This window comes from Halomicrococcus gelatinilyticus (assembly GCA_024227995.1).
In the GTDB taxonomy this organism is placed as follows: domain Archaea; phylum Halobacteriota; class Halobacteria; order Halobacteriales; family Haladaptataceae; genus Halomicrococcus; species Halomicrococcus gelatinilyticus.
Genome location: CP100465.1, coordinates 1,324,599 through 1,342,065 on the forward strand (window position 1 = coordinate 1,324,599; position 17,467 = coordinate 1,342,065).

Sequence of the window (17,467 nt, forward strand, 5' to 3'; positions counted from 1 at the left end):
GTTCGGTACCGGCGGGGAGACCCCTCGAAACGCCCGACTCGACCGCCACGCGCGGTCCGATGAACCTGACGGCCGATAGCTGACAGCCATCTTTAATATAATAATCTTCCACCATTGTTTAGGCCAGTTATCAAGACTTTTTTGACCCGATTCGATTAGTCCGGGGCACTATGGGCCAGCAGGCCGCTACCGCACGCAACGACCCCGGGAACCACGTCCGACTGCCGACGGGAGGGTTCACCTAGATGGACGCATCGTTCGACGGTTCGCCCCCGACTCGTCTGGAGGTCCCGTCTCGCTTCCGTCAGACGTCCACCCACGAGCGAGCGACCGCGACCGGCGCGAAATCTATCGCCACCGTCACCGAGGGCTGATTTCGGCATGGAGACACCATCCTACAGTCGCATCCAGAAGTCGTTCCTGAAGTACCAGCACCTCTTCGTATTCACCGTCCCCGTGCTGTTCGTCGCGGGCGTCTACCTCTTCGCGCCCACGTCGGGGGACGGCGGCACGGGCTACTGGCTGGAGTACTGGTGGCTGTTCCCGTTCTTCCTCCTCGGGGCGACCACCGTGAACACCGTCGGCATCAGCGGGTCCGCGCTGTTCGTGCCGTTCTTCATCTTCATCTTCCCGCTGTTCGCCCACCCGCTCGAACCCGAGACGCTCGTGAAGGTCGGCCTCATCAGCGAGGCGTTCGGCCTCTCCAGTTCTGCCGTCGCGTTCATCCAGTACGGTCTCGTCGACCGACGGCTGGCGCTCACGCTCGTCGCCGGCTCCCTGCCGTTCGTCATCGGCGGCGCGCTGCTGTCGTTCGTCGTCCCCGAACCCGTGTTCCACGGGCTTCTCGGGATCGCACTTATCGCCGCGTCCTACCTCCTGTTCAAGGCCGACCTCGGCCACGACGGGAGCGACGCCGGCGCGGAGTCAGAGGCCGTCGCCGACGGTGGCACCGAACCCGACCTCCCGGACGACGACGGGAAGCTCGGCCCCGCGGGCGTCAACACCGACGACGATGGGACGGTGACGCGCGTCGACCGGGAGGGCGACGACTACACCTACACCCGGGGCGGCTACCTGCGCCGGTTCGCCAACTACAGCATCGGCGGCACCTTCCAGGGACTCGCCGGCTTCGGCATCGGCGAGCTGGGCATCATCTCGATGCTCGGCACGTCGGTTCCCGTCCGGGTCGCCATCGGCACCAACCACATCGTCGTCGCGCTGACGGCCATCATCGCCTCGCTCGTCCACGTGTTCGGCGGCGGACTCGTCCCCGGCGGCCACTCCATGAGCCTCGCGACGACGCCGTGGAACATGGTCGTGTTCACCGTCCCGGCAACGGTCACCGGCGGCCAGATAGCACCGTACGTGTCCAACGCGCTGGAGACCGAGACCATCAAGAAGTTCGTCGGGACGCTGTTCGCGGTCATCTCGGTCGCGCTGTTCCTGATGGCCACGGGAGGCATCTAGATGTACGAGAACATCCTGCTGCCGACGGACGGCAGCGCGGGGACCGAGAAGTTCGTCGCCCACGCCGCCGAACTCGCGACGACGTACGACGCGACGCTCCACGTCCTGTCGGTCGTCGACACGCGCAACCGCTTCGAGAGCCCGTCGAGCGGCATCGCTCCCGAGGCCTGGACGGAGGCCGAGCGGGAGCGCGCCGAGGAGTCCGTCGAGGCGGCGGTCGCCAGCCTGCCCGAGTCGGTGACCGTCGAACGCGTCGTCCGCGAGGGCGTGCCCCAGACCCAGATCATCGAGTACGTCGACGACGCGGACGTCGACGTCGTCGTCATGGGGACCCACGGCCGGACCGGACTCGACCACTACCTCATCGGTAGCGTCACCGAGCGGGTGGTCCGGAGGTGCCCCGTCCCCGTCCTCACCGTCCAGATCGACGACGAGTAGGGCGGCCGACCGCGCCCGCGAGTCCGCCCGTGGGCGCCTATCATCGCCCGGCGACGGTTGTCCGCCTGGCGACGATTATTTATCGCGTCCAGACGATTCCCAACTATGGGTATCGTCATCTCGACACGCGGGCGCAGGACGACGGCAGTCCGCCGCGAACCATGACCGAGACGACAGACGGGACGAACGAACCCGTCGACGTCCCCGACAGGGACGAGGTCCTCGACGCGACGACCGACGGGGAGCCGGTCGTCCCCGACTGGGAGGACGAGTACGTCGACCGCGTCAGCGACCGGTTGCTGGTGAACTACGACCTGGAGAAGGACGTCCGGATCGGCGGCGAGTGGTTCGAGTTGTACGGGCGACTGGTGATGGAGAACCACAAGCAGTTCTTCCACCCCGCGCTCAACTACGCGAACCACGACGCCGAGGAGCACCTCTTCGTGACCCGCGTCGACGCCGTCGGCGTCCCCGACCTCCAGACGCTCGCCGACCTCGGCCACGCTCTCGCCGACGAGTGGATCACCCCCAGCGAGCGCCACTTCGGCACCGAGTTCACCTTCGCACTCGTCGCGCCGTCCATCCCCGGCGACGTCCACGAGTTCGTCGACGGGTTCCGCGACCGGACGCTGCTGAAGTTCGGCTACCACGGCAAGTACGAGGTCAACCTGGTGGTCGTCGCACCGGCCGAACAGGCGGTCGTCGCCAGCCAGAACGCCGACGTCCAGCGGGCGTTCGCGCTCTGGCAGCCCCCACAGCAGGAGCGCGACGGACTCCTTCGCCGCGTCGCTCGCCGGTTGCGTCCCTGACGGCGGGGCCGGAACCACCACGAGAACCAGTCACAGGAACGCTCGCTTCCGAAACGTATTTCAATCTCAGTGGACAAGCAACGACTGCGTGTCCGGGTTGGGGTAGTGGACTATCCTCCAGCCTTGTGGAGGCTGGGACGCGGGTTCAATTCTCGCACCTGGACCTTCTTCCGAACGTCACACCGCGAGCGGTCGCTGTCGGTCGAGTGCGTCGCGAACCACGGCACCAGCTGTTCGTCCGACTCCGCGATTCGCCGGTCGCCAGACCTGACGGACGACACCGTCGTACGTGCTGGAATCCGTAGATTTCACGCCGCAGTCGAACACGTTCCACCGCGATAGACGCTATCCCCGACGAATCGGGGATTTACTCGCTGGCAAAAATACCACACCCACATGATATTTATGGCCGTGAGCAGTCGGTACTGACAATGATGCGAGTAGTGCGCGAGTTATTTGAACGGCGGGCCGGCGACCGAAGGACCGCCGCACGGTTCGCCCGACCATGACGCCGAGTCGGGGCGTCGATTCGCTGGTGGTCCTGTCGATCGTGGTGGCCCTGGTCGCGCCGGTCGCAGCGGTGCCGCTCGGAGCAGGAGGGGAGGACGCGGCAGCGGGACAGCGGTCGGAGCGCGTCGTGCAACGGCCGGGGGCTGGGGAGGTGGACGCGGTCGAGCGTACGCGACTGCTGAACCCGGCCCCGATGGCGTCGGGTGAGCCGGACATCTCGAACTTCACCGTGACGAACCCATCTGGGCGCAACGTTTCTGTGATTTTTGACTCACATGAAACGCTCAGCAGCATTTCCGTGACAATCGAAAGGAACGGCGATCCGGAGTACGTCCTTGACGAAGATGATTTCTCGAAGAGCGGAACTGGACCATACACCTACAGTGCCACCTACAAAGCGGGTGAAGATGCAGAGTTCAATGCCACACTCATCACGGCAGAAGACTCGGACGGGAACGATGGAGCCGACAGTGAATCCGGGAGCACCATCGTAGACACCACTCCACCAACCATCTCTGGGATATCCGTCTCAGACGAAACAGACACCGACGGCACCGTCGCAAACGGCGACGACGTCAGGGTCAGCGCGACCGTCAACGACACCACGAGCGACGTCGCGTCCGTCACGGCCAATCTCTCGGCGTTCGGTGCGGGGTCAGCGGTGTCGTTGCACTACGATAGCGGGAACACGTACGTGGAGACGGTTCCGGTCGGAAATCTCAGTGCGCCGACCGACGGGAACCACACCGTGACGGTCGAGGCAACCGACACCGACGTCCACACCAACACGGCGAACGCGACGTCGACCGACGCGCTGACGGTCGACACGACGGCGCCGAACGTCACCGACGTGGGGTTCAACGGGAGCGCGACCCAGGACGGCGAGGTCCACGAGGACGACGACGTCACCGTCGAGGCGAACGTCAGCGACGACCCCGCTGGCCCCACGCTCGCCACGTCCGCGCCCGTCACGGCCGACCTCTCGGCGTTCGGCGCCGGCGCGAGCGTCGAACTGACGGACGGCGACGGCGACGGCGTCTACGACGCGACCGTCAGCGTCGACGAGGGGAGCGCGGCCCGCGACGGCAACTACACGGTGAACGTCACTGCCGAGGACGAGGTCGGGCACAGCACGACGGCCGAGGTCGGGGAACTGGAGCTCGATACGCCGCCGGACCTCTCGAACTACACCGTCACCAACCCGTCGGGCCAGGAGCTCGCGATATCGTTCGACTCCTCGGAGGCGCTGTCGACGATAGCGGTCGACGTCTCGGGCGCGACGACGGCCACGCTGGACGAGACCGACTTCACCGAGAGCGGCGGGCCACCGTACGCGTACGACGCGACGTGGAACGCCAGCACCGACGGCAACGTCACGGTGACGCTGTCGAACGCCAGCGACGCCGACGGCACCAACGGTTCGAGCGGCCAGGCCGTCGACGTGACCCTCGACACCACGCCGCCGTCGGTGTCGAACCTCACGCTCGCCGACGACGACGACGGCGACGGCAACGTCACCCACGGCGACACGATCCGTATCGACGCAAACGTCACCGACAACATCGATGCCACGCCGACGGTGGAAGCCGACGCCGGCGCGTTCGGGAACGGGACCGTCACGCTGACCGACGCGGACGGCGACGGCGTCTACAACGCCACCGCCACCGTCGACGGCAGCGCGTCCACCGACGGCGAGCGTGCCGTCACCGTCGACGCCACCGACGATCAGGGCAACCGCCGGTCGACCACCTCGGACACCCTCACCCTCGACACCGCCGTCCCGACGGTCACGAACGGGACGCTCACGGACGCCACCGACGGCAACGGCATCGTCGGCGACGACGACAACCTCACAGTCAGCGTCGACGTCGACGGCACGGGAAGCAACGTCGTCAACGTCACGGCGAACCTCTCGGCCTTCGGTGGGGGGTCGGCGGTCGAACTCACGCACAACGCCAGCAGCGGCGCCTACGACCGGACCGTGAGCGTAGACGACGCCAACGCCAGCGCCGACGGCCAGTACAGCGTCGACGTCACGGCGAAAGACGACGCCGACAACGTCGAGACGAACGCGACGGACGCGCTGAAACTGGACACCAGGGCGCCGGTCATCAAGAATCCGACGCTCACGGACGCCACGGACGGGAACGGGACCGTGGGCGACGGCCACGAGGTCCGCATCACCGCGAACGTGACGGACGTCACGAACGTCGCCTCGGTGGCGGCCGACGTCTCGGCGTTCGGCGCCGGCACCGTCGCGATGAACAACACGGCCGGCGACGTCTACAACGCGACCGTCACCGTCGACGGTACCAACGCCACGGACGGCATCCACGACGTCGCCATCACCGCCACGGACAGTCAGGGCAAGAGCATCACCAACGCGACGAACAACCTGACGCTCGACACCGCGCCGCCGCTCGTCGAGAGCGCGACGCTCCACGACGACGGCGACGGCAACGTCACCGACGGCGACGCGGTCACCGTGCGCGTCGACGCCAATGCGACGGGTAGCGACGTCGGGTCGGTCACCGCGAACCTCTCGGCGTTCGGCGCGGGGTCGGCGGTCGACCTGGGATTCAACGCCACCAGCGGCGTCTACGAGGGAACCGCCGCGGTGAACGCGTCCGATGCGGCCGCCGACGGCGAGCGCGACGTCGCGGTCACCGTCACCGACGCGGCGCAGAACGACGCGAAGGGGACGACGAACAACCTCACGCTGGACGTGACGCCGCCGACGGTGTCCGGGAACGTCATCGACGCTCACGACGGCGACGGCGTCGTCGGCGACGGGGACGCGATCGACGTCACCGCGGACGTCACGGAGGCGACGACGAACGTCACCGCGGTCGTCGCGAACGTCAGCGCGTTCGGCGTCGGGAACGTGACGCTGGAGGACACGAACGACGACGGCGTCTACAACGCGACCGTCGACGTCGACGCGAGCAACGCCGCGGACGGCACGCACGCGGTCACCATCACGGCGACAGACGGGGCGGGCAACGACGGCGTCAACACCACGCAGGCGCTCGCGCTCGACACGACCGCGCCGACGGTCCTGAACCGCTCCGTCAGCGACGCCACCGACGGCAACGAGACGGTCGGCGACGGCCACCGGGTCACCGTCCGCGCGAACGTGACCGACGCGACGGCCGTCGCGTCGGTGACCGCCGACCTCTCGGCGTTCGGGAACGGCAGCAGCGTCGCCCTCTCTCACGACGGCGGCACCGCCTACCAGACGACGGTCAGCGTGAATGCCACGAGCGCAGCGCCTGACGGCGACCACGCGGTCACCGTCACCGTCGCGGACAACCAGAGCCACAGCGGGAACGTGACGACCGGGAACCTGACCCTAGACACGACCGCGCCGGACGTCGACAGCGTCTCGCTCACCGACGACGGCGACGGGGTCGTGAACGACGGCGACGACGTCACCGTCACCGCCGAGATCTCGGACGCCACCAGCGGCGTCGCCTCGGTGACCGCCAACCTCTCGCAGTTCGGCGCGGGAGAGAGCGTCACGCTGGGCCACGCCGGCGGTACGACGTACGAGGCGACGGTCCAGGTGACCGATGGGAGCGCGGGGGTCGACGGCGACCACGTCGCGAACGTCACGGTCACCGACGACGCCGGCAACGTCGCCGACAACGACACGGGCGCGCTGACGCTGGACACGACCGCACCGTCGCTCTCGAACCTCTCGGTCACCGACGACGCCGACGGGAACGGCGTCGTCGACGACGGCCACGTCGTCGCCGTCACGGCCAACCTGTCGGACGCGAACGACGGCAACGCGACGGTGGCTGCCGACCTCTCGGCGTTCGGCGCCGGCACCGTCGCGCTCACCGACGGCGACGACGACGGCGTCTACCAGGGCAGCGGTACCGTCGACACGGCGGACGCGAACGCGGACGGCAACTACACGGTTACGGTCACCGGAACGGACGACACGGGCAACCAGCACAGCAGCGACGCCGGGAATCTCACGCTCGACACGACGGCGCCGACGCTCTCGGGCGTCTCGCTCGCGGAGGTGAACGGCGACGGCAACGTCACCGACGGCGATGCGATCCGCGTCACCGCGACGGTCGCCGACGCGACGAACGTCTCTACGGTGACCGCCGACGCCACGGCGTTCGGCGCGGGGACCGTGACGCTGACCGACGGGGACGGCGACGGCGAGTACCAGGGGAACGCAACCGTTGGGAGCGGCGCTGCCGCCGACGGCAACCACGCCGTCACCGTCAACTCCACCGACGCGCAGGGCAACGCCCGGACGAACGCGACCGGCACGCTGACGCTGGACACGACGCGGCCCACCGCGAGCTCGCCCACGGTGGTCGACACCACCGACGGGGACGGCACGGTCACGGGCGGCGACTTCGTCACCGTCAGCGTCGACCCGGGCGACGCGACGACGGGCGTCGCCTCGGTGACCGCCAACGTGTCCGCGTTCGGGGCGGGCACCGTCGCGCTCGCCGACGGCGACGGCGACGGCATCTACGACGCGAAGGTCGCCGTCGACGGACTCAACACGTCCGCCGACGGCAACCACACGGTGAACGTCACCGTGGCGGACGCGGCGGGCAACGAACGCAACGACACGACCGGCGAGCTCACCGTCGACACCACCGGCCCCTCGCTGTCGGCGCTCGACCTGGTCGACGCGACGGACAGCAACGGAGAGGTGGCCGTGAACGACTCCGTCACGGTCCGCGCCCACGCCACGGACACGACGAGCGACGTCGAATCGGTCACCGGCTTCGTCTTCGACTTCGGCGTGCAGTCGTCGGTCACGCTGACGGACGGCGACGGCGACGGCACCTACGACACGACCATCACGGTCCGGTCCGGCGCGTCGGGTGGCACGCAGTCGGCCACCGTCTCCGCCGAGGACGCCGTCGGCAACTCCGAGTCGGCGACGACGCCGTCGGTGACCGTGGTCGCCTCCGGTCCGTCGGTCTCCAATGCCACGCTCACCGAGCTGAACAGCAGCGACGGCGTCGTCGCGGACGGTGACCGGGTCCGGGTCACCGCCACCGCCACCGACGGCGACGGCGTCACCCAGGTAACGGCCGACGCGTCGGCGTTCGGGGCCGGCACGGACGTCGTGCTGAACGACACGGACGGCGACGACGTCTACAACGCGACGGTCGCCGTCGACGAAACCGACGCTGCACCGGACGGCGGCCACTCGGTCACCGTCACCGCGCGCGACACGGACGGCAACGAACAGGACGACGCCACCGGCTCGCTCACCTTGAACACGCCGCCAGAGGTGTCGAACTTCGCGCTCTCGAACCCGTCCGGCCAGACCGTGGAGGTGCGCTTCGACGCCTCCGAACCGCTGGCGGACGTCTCGATCGACCTCGACGGCCCGGCCACGACCACGTTGACAGAGAGCGACCTCACGACGACCGACGTGGCGTCACCGTACACGTACACCGCCACGTGGGACGCCGGTGCCGACGGCACGGTCACGGCCACCCTCGACACCGCCGCCGACGCGTCCGGGAAGCAGTGGCCCGGGGGGAACCTGTCGGCCACCGTCACCGTCGACTCGTCGAGCGGTGGCGGCGGAAGCCCCGGTAGCGGAAGCCCCGGTGGAGGCGGTGACGGCGACGATAGCCCGAAGACGTCGGTCGAACTCCCCGACGTCGACGTCTACGACAGGGGAACGCCCGCCGCGACGGTGACCGTCGAGAACGTGAAACCCAGCACGCCCGTCTCGATGCCGGTCAACGTCTCGGTCGCGAACGAGACCGTCCGGGTCAAGCAACTGGAGATGGCCGTCTGGCAGTACGACTACGAGCTTTCGACCCGCTCGGTCGACGGACGCCGAGGGGAGGCGCCGCTCGGCACGACCTCGTTCGGCTACGTCGAGGTGAACGGCTCGATGCCGGAGGAGGACGTCGACTACGCTACGGTCACCTTCGGAGTCGAGGCCGAGGAACTGGAACGGCGGAACGTCGAACCGTCGAGCGTTGCCCTCTACCGGCTGCAGAACGGCACCTGGACGGAACTCGACCCCATCCACCTCGGCTGGCAGGGCGACTACCACGTCTTCCGGGCCGAATCGTCCGGACTCGCGACGTTCGCCGTCGCCGGCCAGCGCGCCGACCGACTCGACGTCGTCGGCGCGACAGTGAACCGCACGAGTGTCGCGGCGGGCAACGCCGTCGAGGTGACGGCGACGCTAGAGAACGCGGACGAGACGGCGACGACGCGGACCGTCCGCTTCCAGGTCGACGGCGAGACGGTCGCGACCCGCTCGGTCCGGGTCGCGGCGGGCGAAACGCGGGCGGTGTCGGTGACGCGACGGTTCCGGACGACCGGGACCCACGAGGTCGCGGTGAACGGAACGCGCGCCGGCACGGTCTCGGTGCGGCGGGCCGAGACGTCGACCACGACGACACAAACGTCGTCGACCACGACGACCGCTACCCCGACGAGTAGCGTGGCGTCCACGTCGTCCACGTCGACCGGGAGTTCCACGCCCGGGTTCACCCTGGTGACGGCGCTCGTCGCGCTGCTGGTGGCCGCGATGCTGGGCCGCCGTCGCTGACGGTCAGCCGAACTCGTCGAGGCCGGTCTGGGCGTCCTCGTCCGGCACGACCGCCTCGACGACGGCCGGCGAGTCGTTGGCCGGGTCGTTCACCCGCTTCGAGACGGGGTAGGCGCGCATCTCGTCGCCGGGGTAAGTGTCGAGGACGGCCGCGCACTCCCGTTCGTCGCCGTGGAGCCACCGCCGCTCCTCGTCGGGTGCGAGCACGACCGGCATCCGGTGGTGGACGTCGGCGACCACGTCGTTCGGTTCCGTCGTGACGACGGTGAACGACGTGCGGTCCTCGCCGTCGGGACCCGACCAGCGCTCCCACAGCCCCGCCATCGCGAACGGGTCGGCGTCGGCCAGTTCGAACCGGTAGGGCTGGCGGCCGAGCGGCGTCTCCTTCCAGTCGTAGAAGCCGTCGGCGAGGACGAGACAGCGCCGCTGCTCGTAGGCGTCGCGGAAACTGGGTTTCTCGGCGATCGTCTCCGCGCGAGCGTTGATATGCCCGCCGCCGAACTCGTCGGCCCAGCGGGGAACCAGTCCCCACGTCGGGAAGCGGATCTCGTCGTCCGCGTCGTTCCGGACGACGGCGTGTTCCTGGCCCGGCGCGACGTTGTAGCGCGGGCGAAGCGGTCGGGTCGGCCGGGCGTCGAACCGCTCGACGACGACCTCCCGGGGAGCGTACAGCGACGTGCGACCGCACATGGTCGCCAACGGGGCAGCCACCGGCATAAGTCCGCGGGTGCGGGGCACGACCAGGGGTCGCACGACGGCGACGGGGCGAGTACGCTTTTTGCGTCCCCGGGCGAATCTCCAGGGATGACCCGACTGGGGTTCACGGGGGACGTCATGCTGGGACGACTGGTGGACGAACACCAGCGCCGGCGGGCGGTCGACGCGGTCTGGGGCGACGTGCTCGACCGCCTGCGCGCGCTCGACGGACTGCTCGTCAACCTGGAGTGCTGCCTCTCGACGCGCGGGGAACCGTGGCGGCGGACGTACCGCCCGTTCCACTTCCGCGCGGACCCGGACTGGGCCGTCCCGGCGCTCGAGGCGGCGGGCGTCGACTACGCCAGCCTCGCCAACAACCACGTCCTCGACTACGGGCGGACGGCCCTGCGCGACACGCTCGCACACCTCGACGACGCAGGCATCGCCCACGCCGGCGCTGGAGAAGACGAGGACGCGGCGCGCGACCCGGCCGTCGTCGACGTCGACGGCTGTGAGGTCGCGGTCGTCTCGTTCACCGACAACACGCCGGAGTACGCCGCGGGGCCGGACGCGCCGGGCACCGCGCACGTCGAGTTCGACGCCGAGAGCGAGGCGACCCGCCGGGTGGTCGGGCGCACGCTCGCCCGCGTTCGCGACCGCGACCCCGACCTGCTCGTCGCGTCGCTGCACTGGGGGCCGAACATGCGGACTGAGCCAACGGACGCCTTCCAGGGGTTCGCGCGCTGGCTGGCCGACGCGGGCGTCGACGTGGTCCACGGCCACAGCGCCCACGTCTTCCAGGGCGTCGAGGTGCTCGACGGGACGCTCGTGCTGTACGACGCCGGCGACTTCGTCGACGACTACGCCGTCGACGGCGACCTGCGCAACGACCGCAGCTTCTGCTTCGAGGTGCGCGTCGACGACGGCCCCGTCGAGCTCCGCCTGCTGCCGACCGAGATCGACGACTACGCCGTCCACCGGGCGCGCGGCCCCGCCGCCGACTGGAGTCGAGAGCGGATGTGCGACCTGTCGAACGCGTTCGGAACGACGTTCGAGCGCGACGGCGAGGAACTGGTCCTGTCGCTGTAGCGAGCGGTCGAAGTTGCCACCGTCCCGCGCCTTTTTGGCCCCGGCACCCCTCCACCCGCCCGATGGACCTGACGCTCGCGAATCCCACCGCCGCGACGCCCGACTGCGCCGACGACGGGGCCTGGCTCGCCTGCATCGACTGCGGGTGGACCGGGCCGCCGTTCGAGGAGATCCGCTACCGCTGTCCCGACTGCGACGGCCTGCTGGAGGTGCGCTACGACGACCACCCGACGTTCGACGACTTCTCGGGGCGCGGCGTCTGGCGGTACGCCGACGCGCTCCCCGTCGACCACGGCGTGAGCATCGACGAGGGCGACACGCCGCTGTACGAGGTGCCGACCATCGAGGACGAGGTCGGCGTCGCCGCGCTACGGGTGAAACACGAGGGGATGAACCCCACGGGCAGCTTCAAGGACCGCGGGATGACCGTCGGCGTCCGCGTCGCCGAGAAGCTCGGCGTCGACCGCCTCGCCTGCGCGAGCACGGGCAACACGAGCGCCGCGCTCGCCTGCTACGGCGCCCGCGCCGGGACGCCGGTGCTCGTCCTCCTGCCCGCCGGCAAGGTCGCCGCGGGCAAGGTCGCCCAGGCCAGCCTCCACGGCGCACACATCCTGGAGGTCGACGGCAACTTCGACGACTGCCTCGACGTCGTCGCGGACCTCGCCGACCGCGGGGAGGCGTACCTGCTCAACTCGCTGAACCCCTTCCGGCTGGAGGGCCAGAAGACCATCGGCCTGGAGATGCTCGAACAGTTCCGCGAGGGGACCGGCTCGCTGCCCGACCGCGTCGTGCTTCCCGTCGGCAACGCCGGCAACACGTCCGCGCTGTTCAAGGCGTTCCGCGAACTCGTCGCCGCCGGCGAACTCGCCCCCGACGAGGTGCCGACGATGACCGGCGTGCAGGCGGAGGGCGCGGCCCCGATGGTCGAGGCCGTCGCGGAGGGCCGCGAGACGGTCCGGCGCTGGGACGACGTGGAGACGCGCGCGACCGCCATCCGCATCGGCAACCCCGTCAACGCGCCGAAGGCGCTCCCCGCCATCCGCGAGACGGGCGGCACCGCCGTCGCCGTCTCGGACGAGGAGATCACGGACGCCCAGCGCGCACTGGCCCGCGACGGCGTCGGCGTCGAACCGGCCAGCGCCGCCTCCGTCGCCGGCCTGCGGAAGCTGCGCGAGCAGGGCGTCGTCGGAAGCGACGAGCGCGTCGTCTGCCTGACGACCGGGCACCTCCTGAAGGACCCCGACGCGGCGGCCGCGGCCGGCGTCGAACCCGACCCGGTCCCTGCCGACACCGAGGGCGTGCTCGACCACCTCGGGTAACGACGACGAAACCCTTGAGTGGCTGCCATATCCACTCTCACGGGTGACCCCGACCCGCAGGAAAATCGCCGCTGCCGCCGCCCTCCTCGCCGTTGGCGCGCTCGCGAGCGCCGCGACCGCACTCGAACGCTCGCTCGCCGTCGACCAGTCCCTCCCAGGCCAGGACCGCGGCCCCGCCCCGTCCGTCTCGCTCGTCGCCCTCCTCTATCGCCTGGCCGCCCGCCTGCTCGCCGCGGTCGGCATCGAACCGTCAGGCGGTCCCGGAGCGGCCGGCAGGTCCGCCCTCGCCACCGTAATCTCCGTTCTGGCCGCGCACGCGACCGAACTCGTCGTGCTGGCGACGCTCGGAGTCGCTGCCGTCGTCGCCATCGCGGTCGCGCACCGCACGACAGTCGGCGCCCTCCTTCTCCGGACAACCCCATCGACGTCGGACATGACGGGAGAACGGTCGGCCGAGCGACGGGAGTCGCTGCGGTCCGTCGACCCCGAGAACGAGGTGTTCAGCGCGTGGCTGGCGATGGTCCGGCACGTCTCGGACGACCCCTCGCGGTCGCGGACGCCGACCGAATGGGCGTCGCTGGCCGTCGACGCCGGTCTCGACCCCGATGCAGTGCAGTCGCTGACGGAGTCGTTCAGGCAGGTCCGATACGGCGACGCGCGAGCGACCGAGGACCGCGAGCGGCGGGCATCGGAGAACCAGGAACGACTGGGGACGGTGAGCGACCGATGAGGGCGGTGCGCCTGGCGACGGTCGCCGCCGGTGCCGTCCTCGCGCTCGCGGCCAGCGCACTGGCAGTCGCAGAGGCGGTAGCGATACTGCCCGCGCCACCCGCCGTCGACGACACGCTCGTCGTCGTCACCGGCTTCACCGTCACGTTCGTGGCGGGTGTTCTCGTCTGGAGCACGTCGTGGCTGGGACGCGATAGCGACCGCGAGACGCCGACAGTCGAGACGGCCACGGCAGGACGACGGTTCGGCTCCGAGTTCGACCGCACCGTCGAGCGACCGGTGGGCTGGCCACCGGACGACGTGCGCGACGACGTCCGCGAACGACTCCGAACGGTCGCCGCGGTGACAGTAGCACGTGCTGACGGCTGTTCGCTGGAGACCGCACGCGAACGGGTGCGTCGCGGCACGTGGACCGACGACGCCGTCGCCGCCGCGTTCCTGCGACCGGACGACGAACGGGGGCCGGTCACCGCGGTCCGCGACCGCCTCCTGTTCCGGCGCGACGTCCGACAGACGGTCGATGCGATACGCCGCCGCGAGGAGGGAGTCGCGTGACGACGGTCCGCCGGACGCGCCGCTGGACCGTCGTCCACGCCCTCGCGTTCGGTCTGTTCGCCGTGGGCGTCTACTTCGGCCGGCCCGGCCTGCTGCTGGCGTCGGCCGTCGGCGTCGTCTTCGCCGCATACCCCCACATCACCGCCGACCCCACGGTCGACGTTGTGGTCGAGCGCCACCTCGAACCGACGGCGCCCGAACACGGCGACCGCGTCACCGTCACCGTCGAGGTCACGAACGTCGGAGACTCCACGCTCGTCGACCTCCGCCTCGTCGACGGCGTCCCACCGACGCTGTCGGTCGCCAGGGGGACGCCCAGACACGCGGCCGCGCTGCCGCCAGGGTCGTCGACCACGATCGCCTACGACGTCGTCGCGACCCATGGGGTCCACCAGTTCGAAGCCGCGACGGTGCTTGCCCGCGACCCGAGTGGTGGCGTCGAGATGGAGACGAGCGTCTCGGCCGACACCGAACTCGTCTGCCTGCCCGCCGTTCAGTCGTCGGCCGTCGCAGCGGAGGCGCTCGTACCCGGTCCGGTCGCGACCGGGCGCGGCAGCGGCGTCGAGTTCGCGCGCGTCCGGGAGTACCGCCGCGGCGACGCGCCGACGCGCATCGACTGGCGTCGGTTCGCCCGCACCGGCGACCTCGCGACGGTCGCGTTCCGCGACGAGCGACGCGTCGCGGTCGTCTGCTGCTTCGACGCCCGCGAACCGGCCTACCGTCGCCGCTCGGACGAGGAGCCACACGCGGTCTGCTACGGGGCCGCGGCCCTGCTGGCCGCGACCGACGCACTGCTCGCCGACGGCCACCGCGTCGGCCTCGCCGCCCTCGGGCGGCAGTCCTGCTGGCTGGCCCCGGGCGAGGGCGCCGACCGTCGCGGCGAAATCCGCCACTTGCTCCGCAACCACCCCGGATTCGGGATGACCGCACCCGACGACCCGCTCGACACCCACGACGAGCAACTGGCCGCCATCGAGGCACGCCTCGCCGACGGCGACGTCGTCGTCCTGTGTTCGCCGCTGACCGACGACGTCGTCCCCGAGTTCGCGACGCGGTTGCGTGCCCTGGGCCACCCGGTCACCGTCCTCTGTCCCGACGTGGCGACGACCGACACCGCCGGCGCGACGGTCGAGCGACTGGAGCGGACGCGTCGCATAGACGCCCTCCGTAACTTCGGCGTCAGGGTCGTCGAGTGGACTCCCGGTGAACCGCTCACCGGCGTCGAACGGCGGTGGTCGCGGTGAGCGTCGAACGGACGCCGACGCTCGCCGGGGCCGGGGTCGCGCTCGGCGCGGCGCTCGGCGCGGTCGCCGCACTGGTGGACGCACCACGTCAACTCGTGCCATTCGCGGCGGTCGGCGTCGGCCTGCTGGTGGTCGGTGCGGGCGTCGCGCTCCAGGCGAACGACCGGCGCATCGCCGGTCGCGTGGCGGCACTCGTCGGATTCGGTGTCGGCCTCGCGGGACTCGGACTGGCGGCCAGCGTCCCCGGAGGGCTGTTCGCGCAGGTCGTGCTGGCGACGGGGCTGCTCGGCGCGTACGCGCTCTCGCTGGGGCTGTACCCCGTCCGACGGGCGTGGTCGAGGCCGCTCGCGGTCGTGGGAACTGCCCTGCTCGTGGGCGCCGCCGCGCTCGACAGCGTGCTCCACGGCATACCGGTGCCCCGCCTGCTCGCGTCGGTGACGGCTGCGCTAGTCGCCTGGGACGCTGCCGAGCGGGCGATAACGCTCGGCGAGCAGGTCGGCCGACGTGCACGGACCGCCACGGTCGAACTCCTCCGTGGCGGTGCGACGGCGACCGTCGGCGCGCTCGCGTGCGTCGTCTCCCTCGCCGCCTTCGGTGCGACCCCGGCGGTCCTGCCGACGGCGACGCTCGCGCTACTGCTCGCGGTCGCACTCCTCGCCACGACGTCCCTGTTCGCCTAGCTCGTGCGCGCCAATCCGAACACGAGCGCGGCGCTGACGAGCAGGCACGCCAGCAGGCCCGCGAACGCGGTCGCGTAGTCCGCGTGTTGGGCGACGAAGCCGACGTACGTCGTTCCCAGACTACCGAAGCCGAGGTAGACGGTGCGCGTCGCGCCGAGGTCGCCGCCCATGCTCCCGTCGGGGAACGCGTCCATCAGGTGTGCCTGCATCACCGGCGGGTAGGCCATCAGGCCGGCCGCGAACGCGACGACGGCCACGGCGACGAGCACGGTCGAATCGGCGACGAGCACGCCGGCCAGCGACAGTGTCGCCGCGACGAGCGCGCCGCTGGCGACGACCGGCCGGGAGACGCGGTCGCCCAGCGACCCGGCGAGCGGTTTCACCGTCGCGCCCACGACGAACAGCGCCGCGAATCCGCCGCCCGCCAGCGCCGCGTCGAACTCCTTCGCGTTCTGCAGGAACGTGGGGAGGAAGCCCGTCACCGACTGCCAGGTGAACGCGTACAGCGAGTAGGCGACCAGCAGCGCCGCCGTCCGCCGGTCGGCGAACCGACTGGCGGTCGAACGCACGTCCGCGACGCCCGTCTCGATAGCAGCGCGGTCGACCGGCGGCGGGGTGTAGGACTCGCGACTCCAGCGGTGGAGGAGGACGACGACGAGCGCGAGCACCGCGACGACCGGCGCGAAGGCGGCGCGCCACGTCGCGACCGTGAGCACGACGACCGCCAGTCCCGCCGCTATCGCGCCGCCGGTGTCGCCCGACGCCGTGTGCAGGCCGAACGCCTGCCCGCGGCGCGCGACGAACAGGTCGGAGACGAGCGCGCGGGCCGGGGTCGGATAGAGGCCGGCGCCGGAGCCGACGAGCGCCGCACCGACCAGGAACTCGGGGTAGCCGGCGGCGGTCGCCAGCGTCGCGAAGCCGACGACGAGCAGGCCGAGACCCGAGACGAGCAGCGTCTTCCGCGTGAGGCGGTCGGAGAGGCGACCACTGGGGTACTGTCCGATGGCGTACAGGCCCCAGAGCAGTGTGAGTGCCACGCCGGCCCGGAAGTCCGAGATGTGGAGGTCGACCATCACGGCGGGGAGCATCGGCGAGAGCACGAGTCTGCCGGCCTGGATGGCGGTCCAGCCGAGCGAGACGGTCAGCAGCAGTCGGCCGGAGTAGCCGCTCAGGAGGCGTTCGCCGTCGCTCGCTGCAGCGTCGCCAGCCACCCCTCGTACGTCGTCCGGCACTGTTCCGACGAAGGCCAGGCGGCTACTTGAGTCGTGCTTTCCCGGGGAGCAGTGGGGAGCCGTGACACGCCAGCGGAGGGCGTCAGGTCATCTCGTCACTCCCGTCCGTCGTCGGCGTGCGCTCGCCACTTCCG

General features: G+C 70.5%; 12 protein-coding genes and 1 tRNA gene. 11 read left to right on the forward strand and 2 right to left on the reverse strand.

The genetic code is table 11. From position 1 onward, the window contains the following. Positions 1-381: 381 nt before the first annotated feature. The 5 genes from NKT36_RS07065 to NKT36_RS07085 all read left to right on the forward strand — a co-directional run bounded on the left by NKT36_RS07065 (position 382) and on the right by NKT36_RS07085 (position 9,789). Positions 382-1,467, forward strand: a complete 1,086-nt coding sequence (locus tag NKT36_RS07065; protein WP_327053254.1) for a sulfite exporter TauE/SafE family protein — start codon at positions 382-384, stop codon at positions 1,465-1,467. Further along, positions 1,468-1,905 carry a universal stress protein gene (locus NKT36_RS07070; protein WP_327053255.1) on the forward strand — a complete coding sequence of 146 codons (438 nt, stop codon included), beginning with the start codon at positions 1,468-1,470 and terminating at the stop codon, positions 1,903-1,905. 161 nt (positions 1,906-2,066) lie between these two features. Next, a complete protein-coding gene (locus NKT36_RS07075) occupies positions 2,067-2,714 on the forward strand; it encodes a hypothetical protein (protein ID WP_327053256.1) in 648 nt (215 codons plus the stop codon). Between the two features lie 91 nt (positions 2,715-2,805). Then, a tRNA-His gene (locus NKT36_RS07080) sits at positions 2,806-2,878 on the forward strand. 371 nt (positions 2,879-3,249) lie between these two features. Then, positions 3,250-9,789, forward strand: coding sequence for a PGF-pre-PGF domain-containing protein (locus tag NKT36_RS07085; protein WP_327053257.1), 6,540 nt, complete (start codon positions 3,250-3,252; stop codon positions 9,787-9,789). A gap of 3 nt (positions 9,790-9,792) precedes the next feature. On the opposite strand, the gene NKT36_RS07090 is transcribed toward NKT36_RS07085, so the two are convergent. After that, entirely contained in the window at positions 9,793-10,479 is a 687-nt protein-coding gene (locus NKT36_RS07090; RefSeq protein ID WP_327053258.1) for an SOS response-associated peptidase, read from the reverse strand. 114 nt (positions 10,480-10,593) lie between these two features. On the opposite strand from NKT36_RS07090, the gene NKT36_RS07095 reads away from it, so the two are divergent. The 6 genes from NKT36_RS07095 to NKT36_RS07120 all read left to right on the forward strand — a co-directional run bounded on the left by NKT36_RS07095 (position 10,594) and on the right by NKT36_RS07120 (position 16,101). After that, complete coding sequence (locus NKT36_RS07095; protein ID WP_327053259.1) at positions 10,594-11,574, forward strand: CapA family protein; 981 nt, start codon at positions 10,594-10,596, stop codon at positions 11,572-11,574. A gap of 62 nt (positions 11,575-11,636) precedes the next feature. Then, entirely contained in the window at positions 11,637-12,893 is a 1,257-nt protein-coding gene (gene thrC, locus NKT36_RS07100; protein ID WP_327053260.1) for a threonine synthase, read from the forward strand. 43 nt (positions 12,894-12,936) lie between these two features. Next, positions 12,937-13,623: a DUF4129 domain-containing protein gene (locus tag NKT36_RS07105; protein ID WP_327053261.1), complete on the forward strand. Its 687-nt coding sequence runs from the start codon at positions 12,937-12,939 to the stop codon at positions 13,621-13,623. Continuing rightward, a complete protein-coding gene (locus tag NKT36_RS07110; RefSeq protein WP_327053262.1) occupies positions 13,620-14,177 on the forward strand; it encodes a DUF7269 family protein in 558 nt (185 codons plus the stop codon). Before NKT36_RS07105 ends, NKT36_RS07110 begins: the two co-directional genes overlap by 4 nt. Beyond that, complete coding sequence (locus NKT36_RS07115) at positions 14,174-15,421, forward strand: DUF58 domain-containing protein (protein WP_327053263.1); 1,248 nt, start codon at positions 14,174-14,176, stop codon at positions 15,419-15,421. Before NKT36_RS07110 ends, NKT36_RS07115 begins: the two co-directional genes overlap by 4 nt. Next, on the forward strand, positions 15,418-16,101 hold the full coding sequence (locus tag NKT36_RS07120; protein ID WP_327053264.1) for a DUF7519 family protein: 684 nt from the start codon (positions 15,418-15,420) through the stop codon (positions 16,099-16,101). Before NKT36_RS07115 ends, NKT36_RS07120 begins: the two co-directional genes overlap by 4 nt. Here NKT36_RS07120 and NKT36_RS07125 read toward each other — a convergent pair. Continuing rightward, positions 16,098-17,333 carry an MFS transporter gene (locus tag NKT36_RS07125; RefSeq protein ID WP_327053265.1) on the reverse strand — a complete coding sequence of 412 codons (1,236 nt, stop codon included), beginning with the start codon at positions 17,331-17,333 and terminating at the stop codon, positions 16,098-16,100. The genes NKT36_RS07120 and NKT36_RS07125 overlap by 4 nt on opposite strands. Positions 17,334-17,467 lie beyond the last annotated feature (134 nt).

Coding starts and splice junctions, on each gene's coding strand:
- NKT36_RS07095 (WP_327053259.1), top strand. CDS start 10,594: ATGACCCGACTGGGGTTCACGGGGGACGTCATGCTGGGACGACTGGTG.
- NKT36_RS07070 (WP_327053255.1), top strand. CDS start 1,468: ATGTACGAGAACATCCTGCTGCCGACGGACGGCAGCGCGGGGACCGAG.
- NKT36_RS07065 (WP_327053254.1), top strand. CDS start 382: ATGGAGACACCATCCTACAGTCGCATCCAGAAGTCGTTCCTGAAGTAC.
- thrC (WP_327053260.1), top strand. CDS start 11,637: ATGGACCTGACGCTCGCGAATCCCACCGCCGCGACGCCCGACTGCGCC.
- NKT36_RS07090 (WP_327053258.1), bottom strand. CDS start 10,479: ATGTGCGGTCGCACGTCGCTGTACGCTCCCCGGGAGGTCGTCGTCGAG.
- NKT36_RS07110 (WP_327053262.1), top strand. CDS start 13,620: ATGAGGGCGGTGCGCCTGGCGACGGTCGCCGCCGGTGCCGTCCTCGCG.
- NKT36_RS07075 (WP_327053256.1), top strand. CDS start 2,067: ATGACCGAGACGACAGACGGGACGAACGAACCCGTCGACGTCCCCGAC.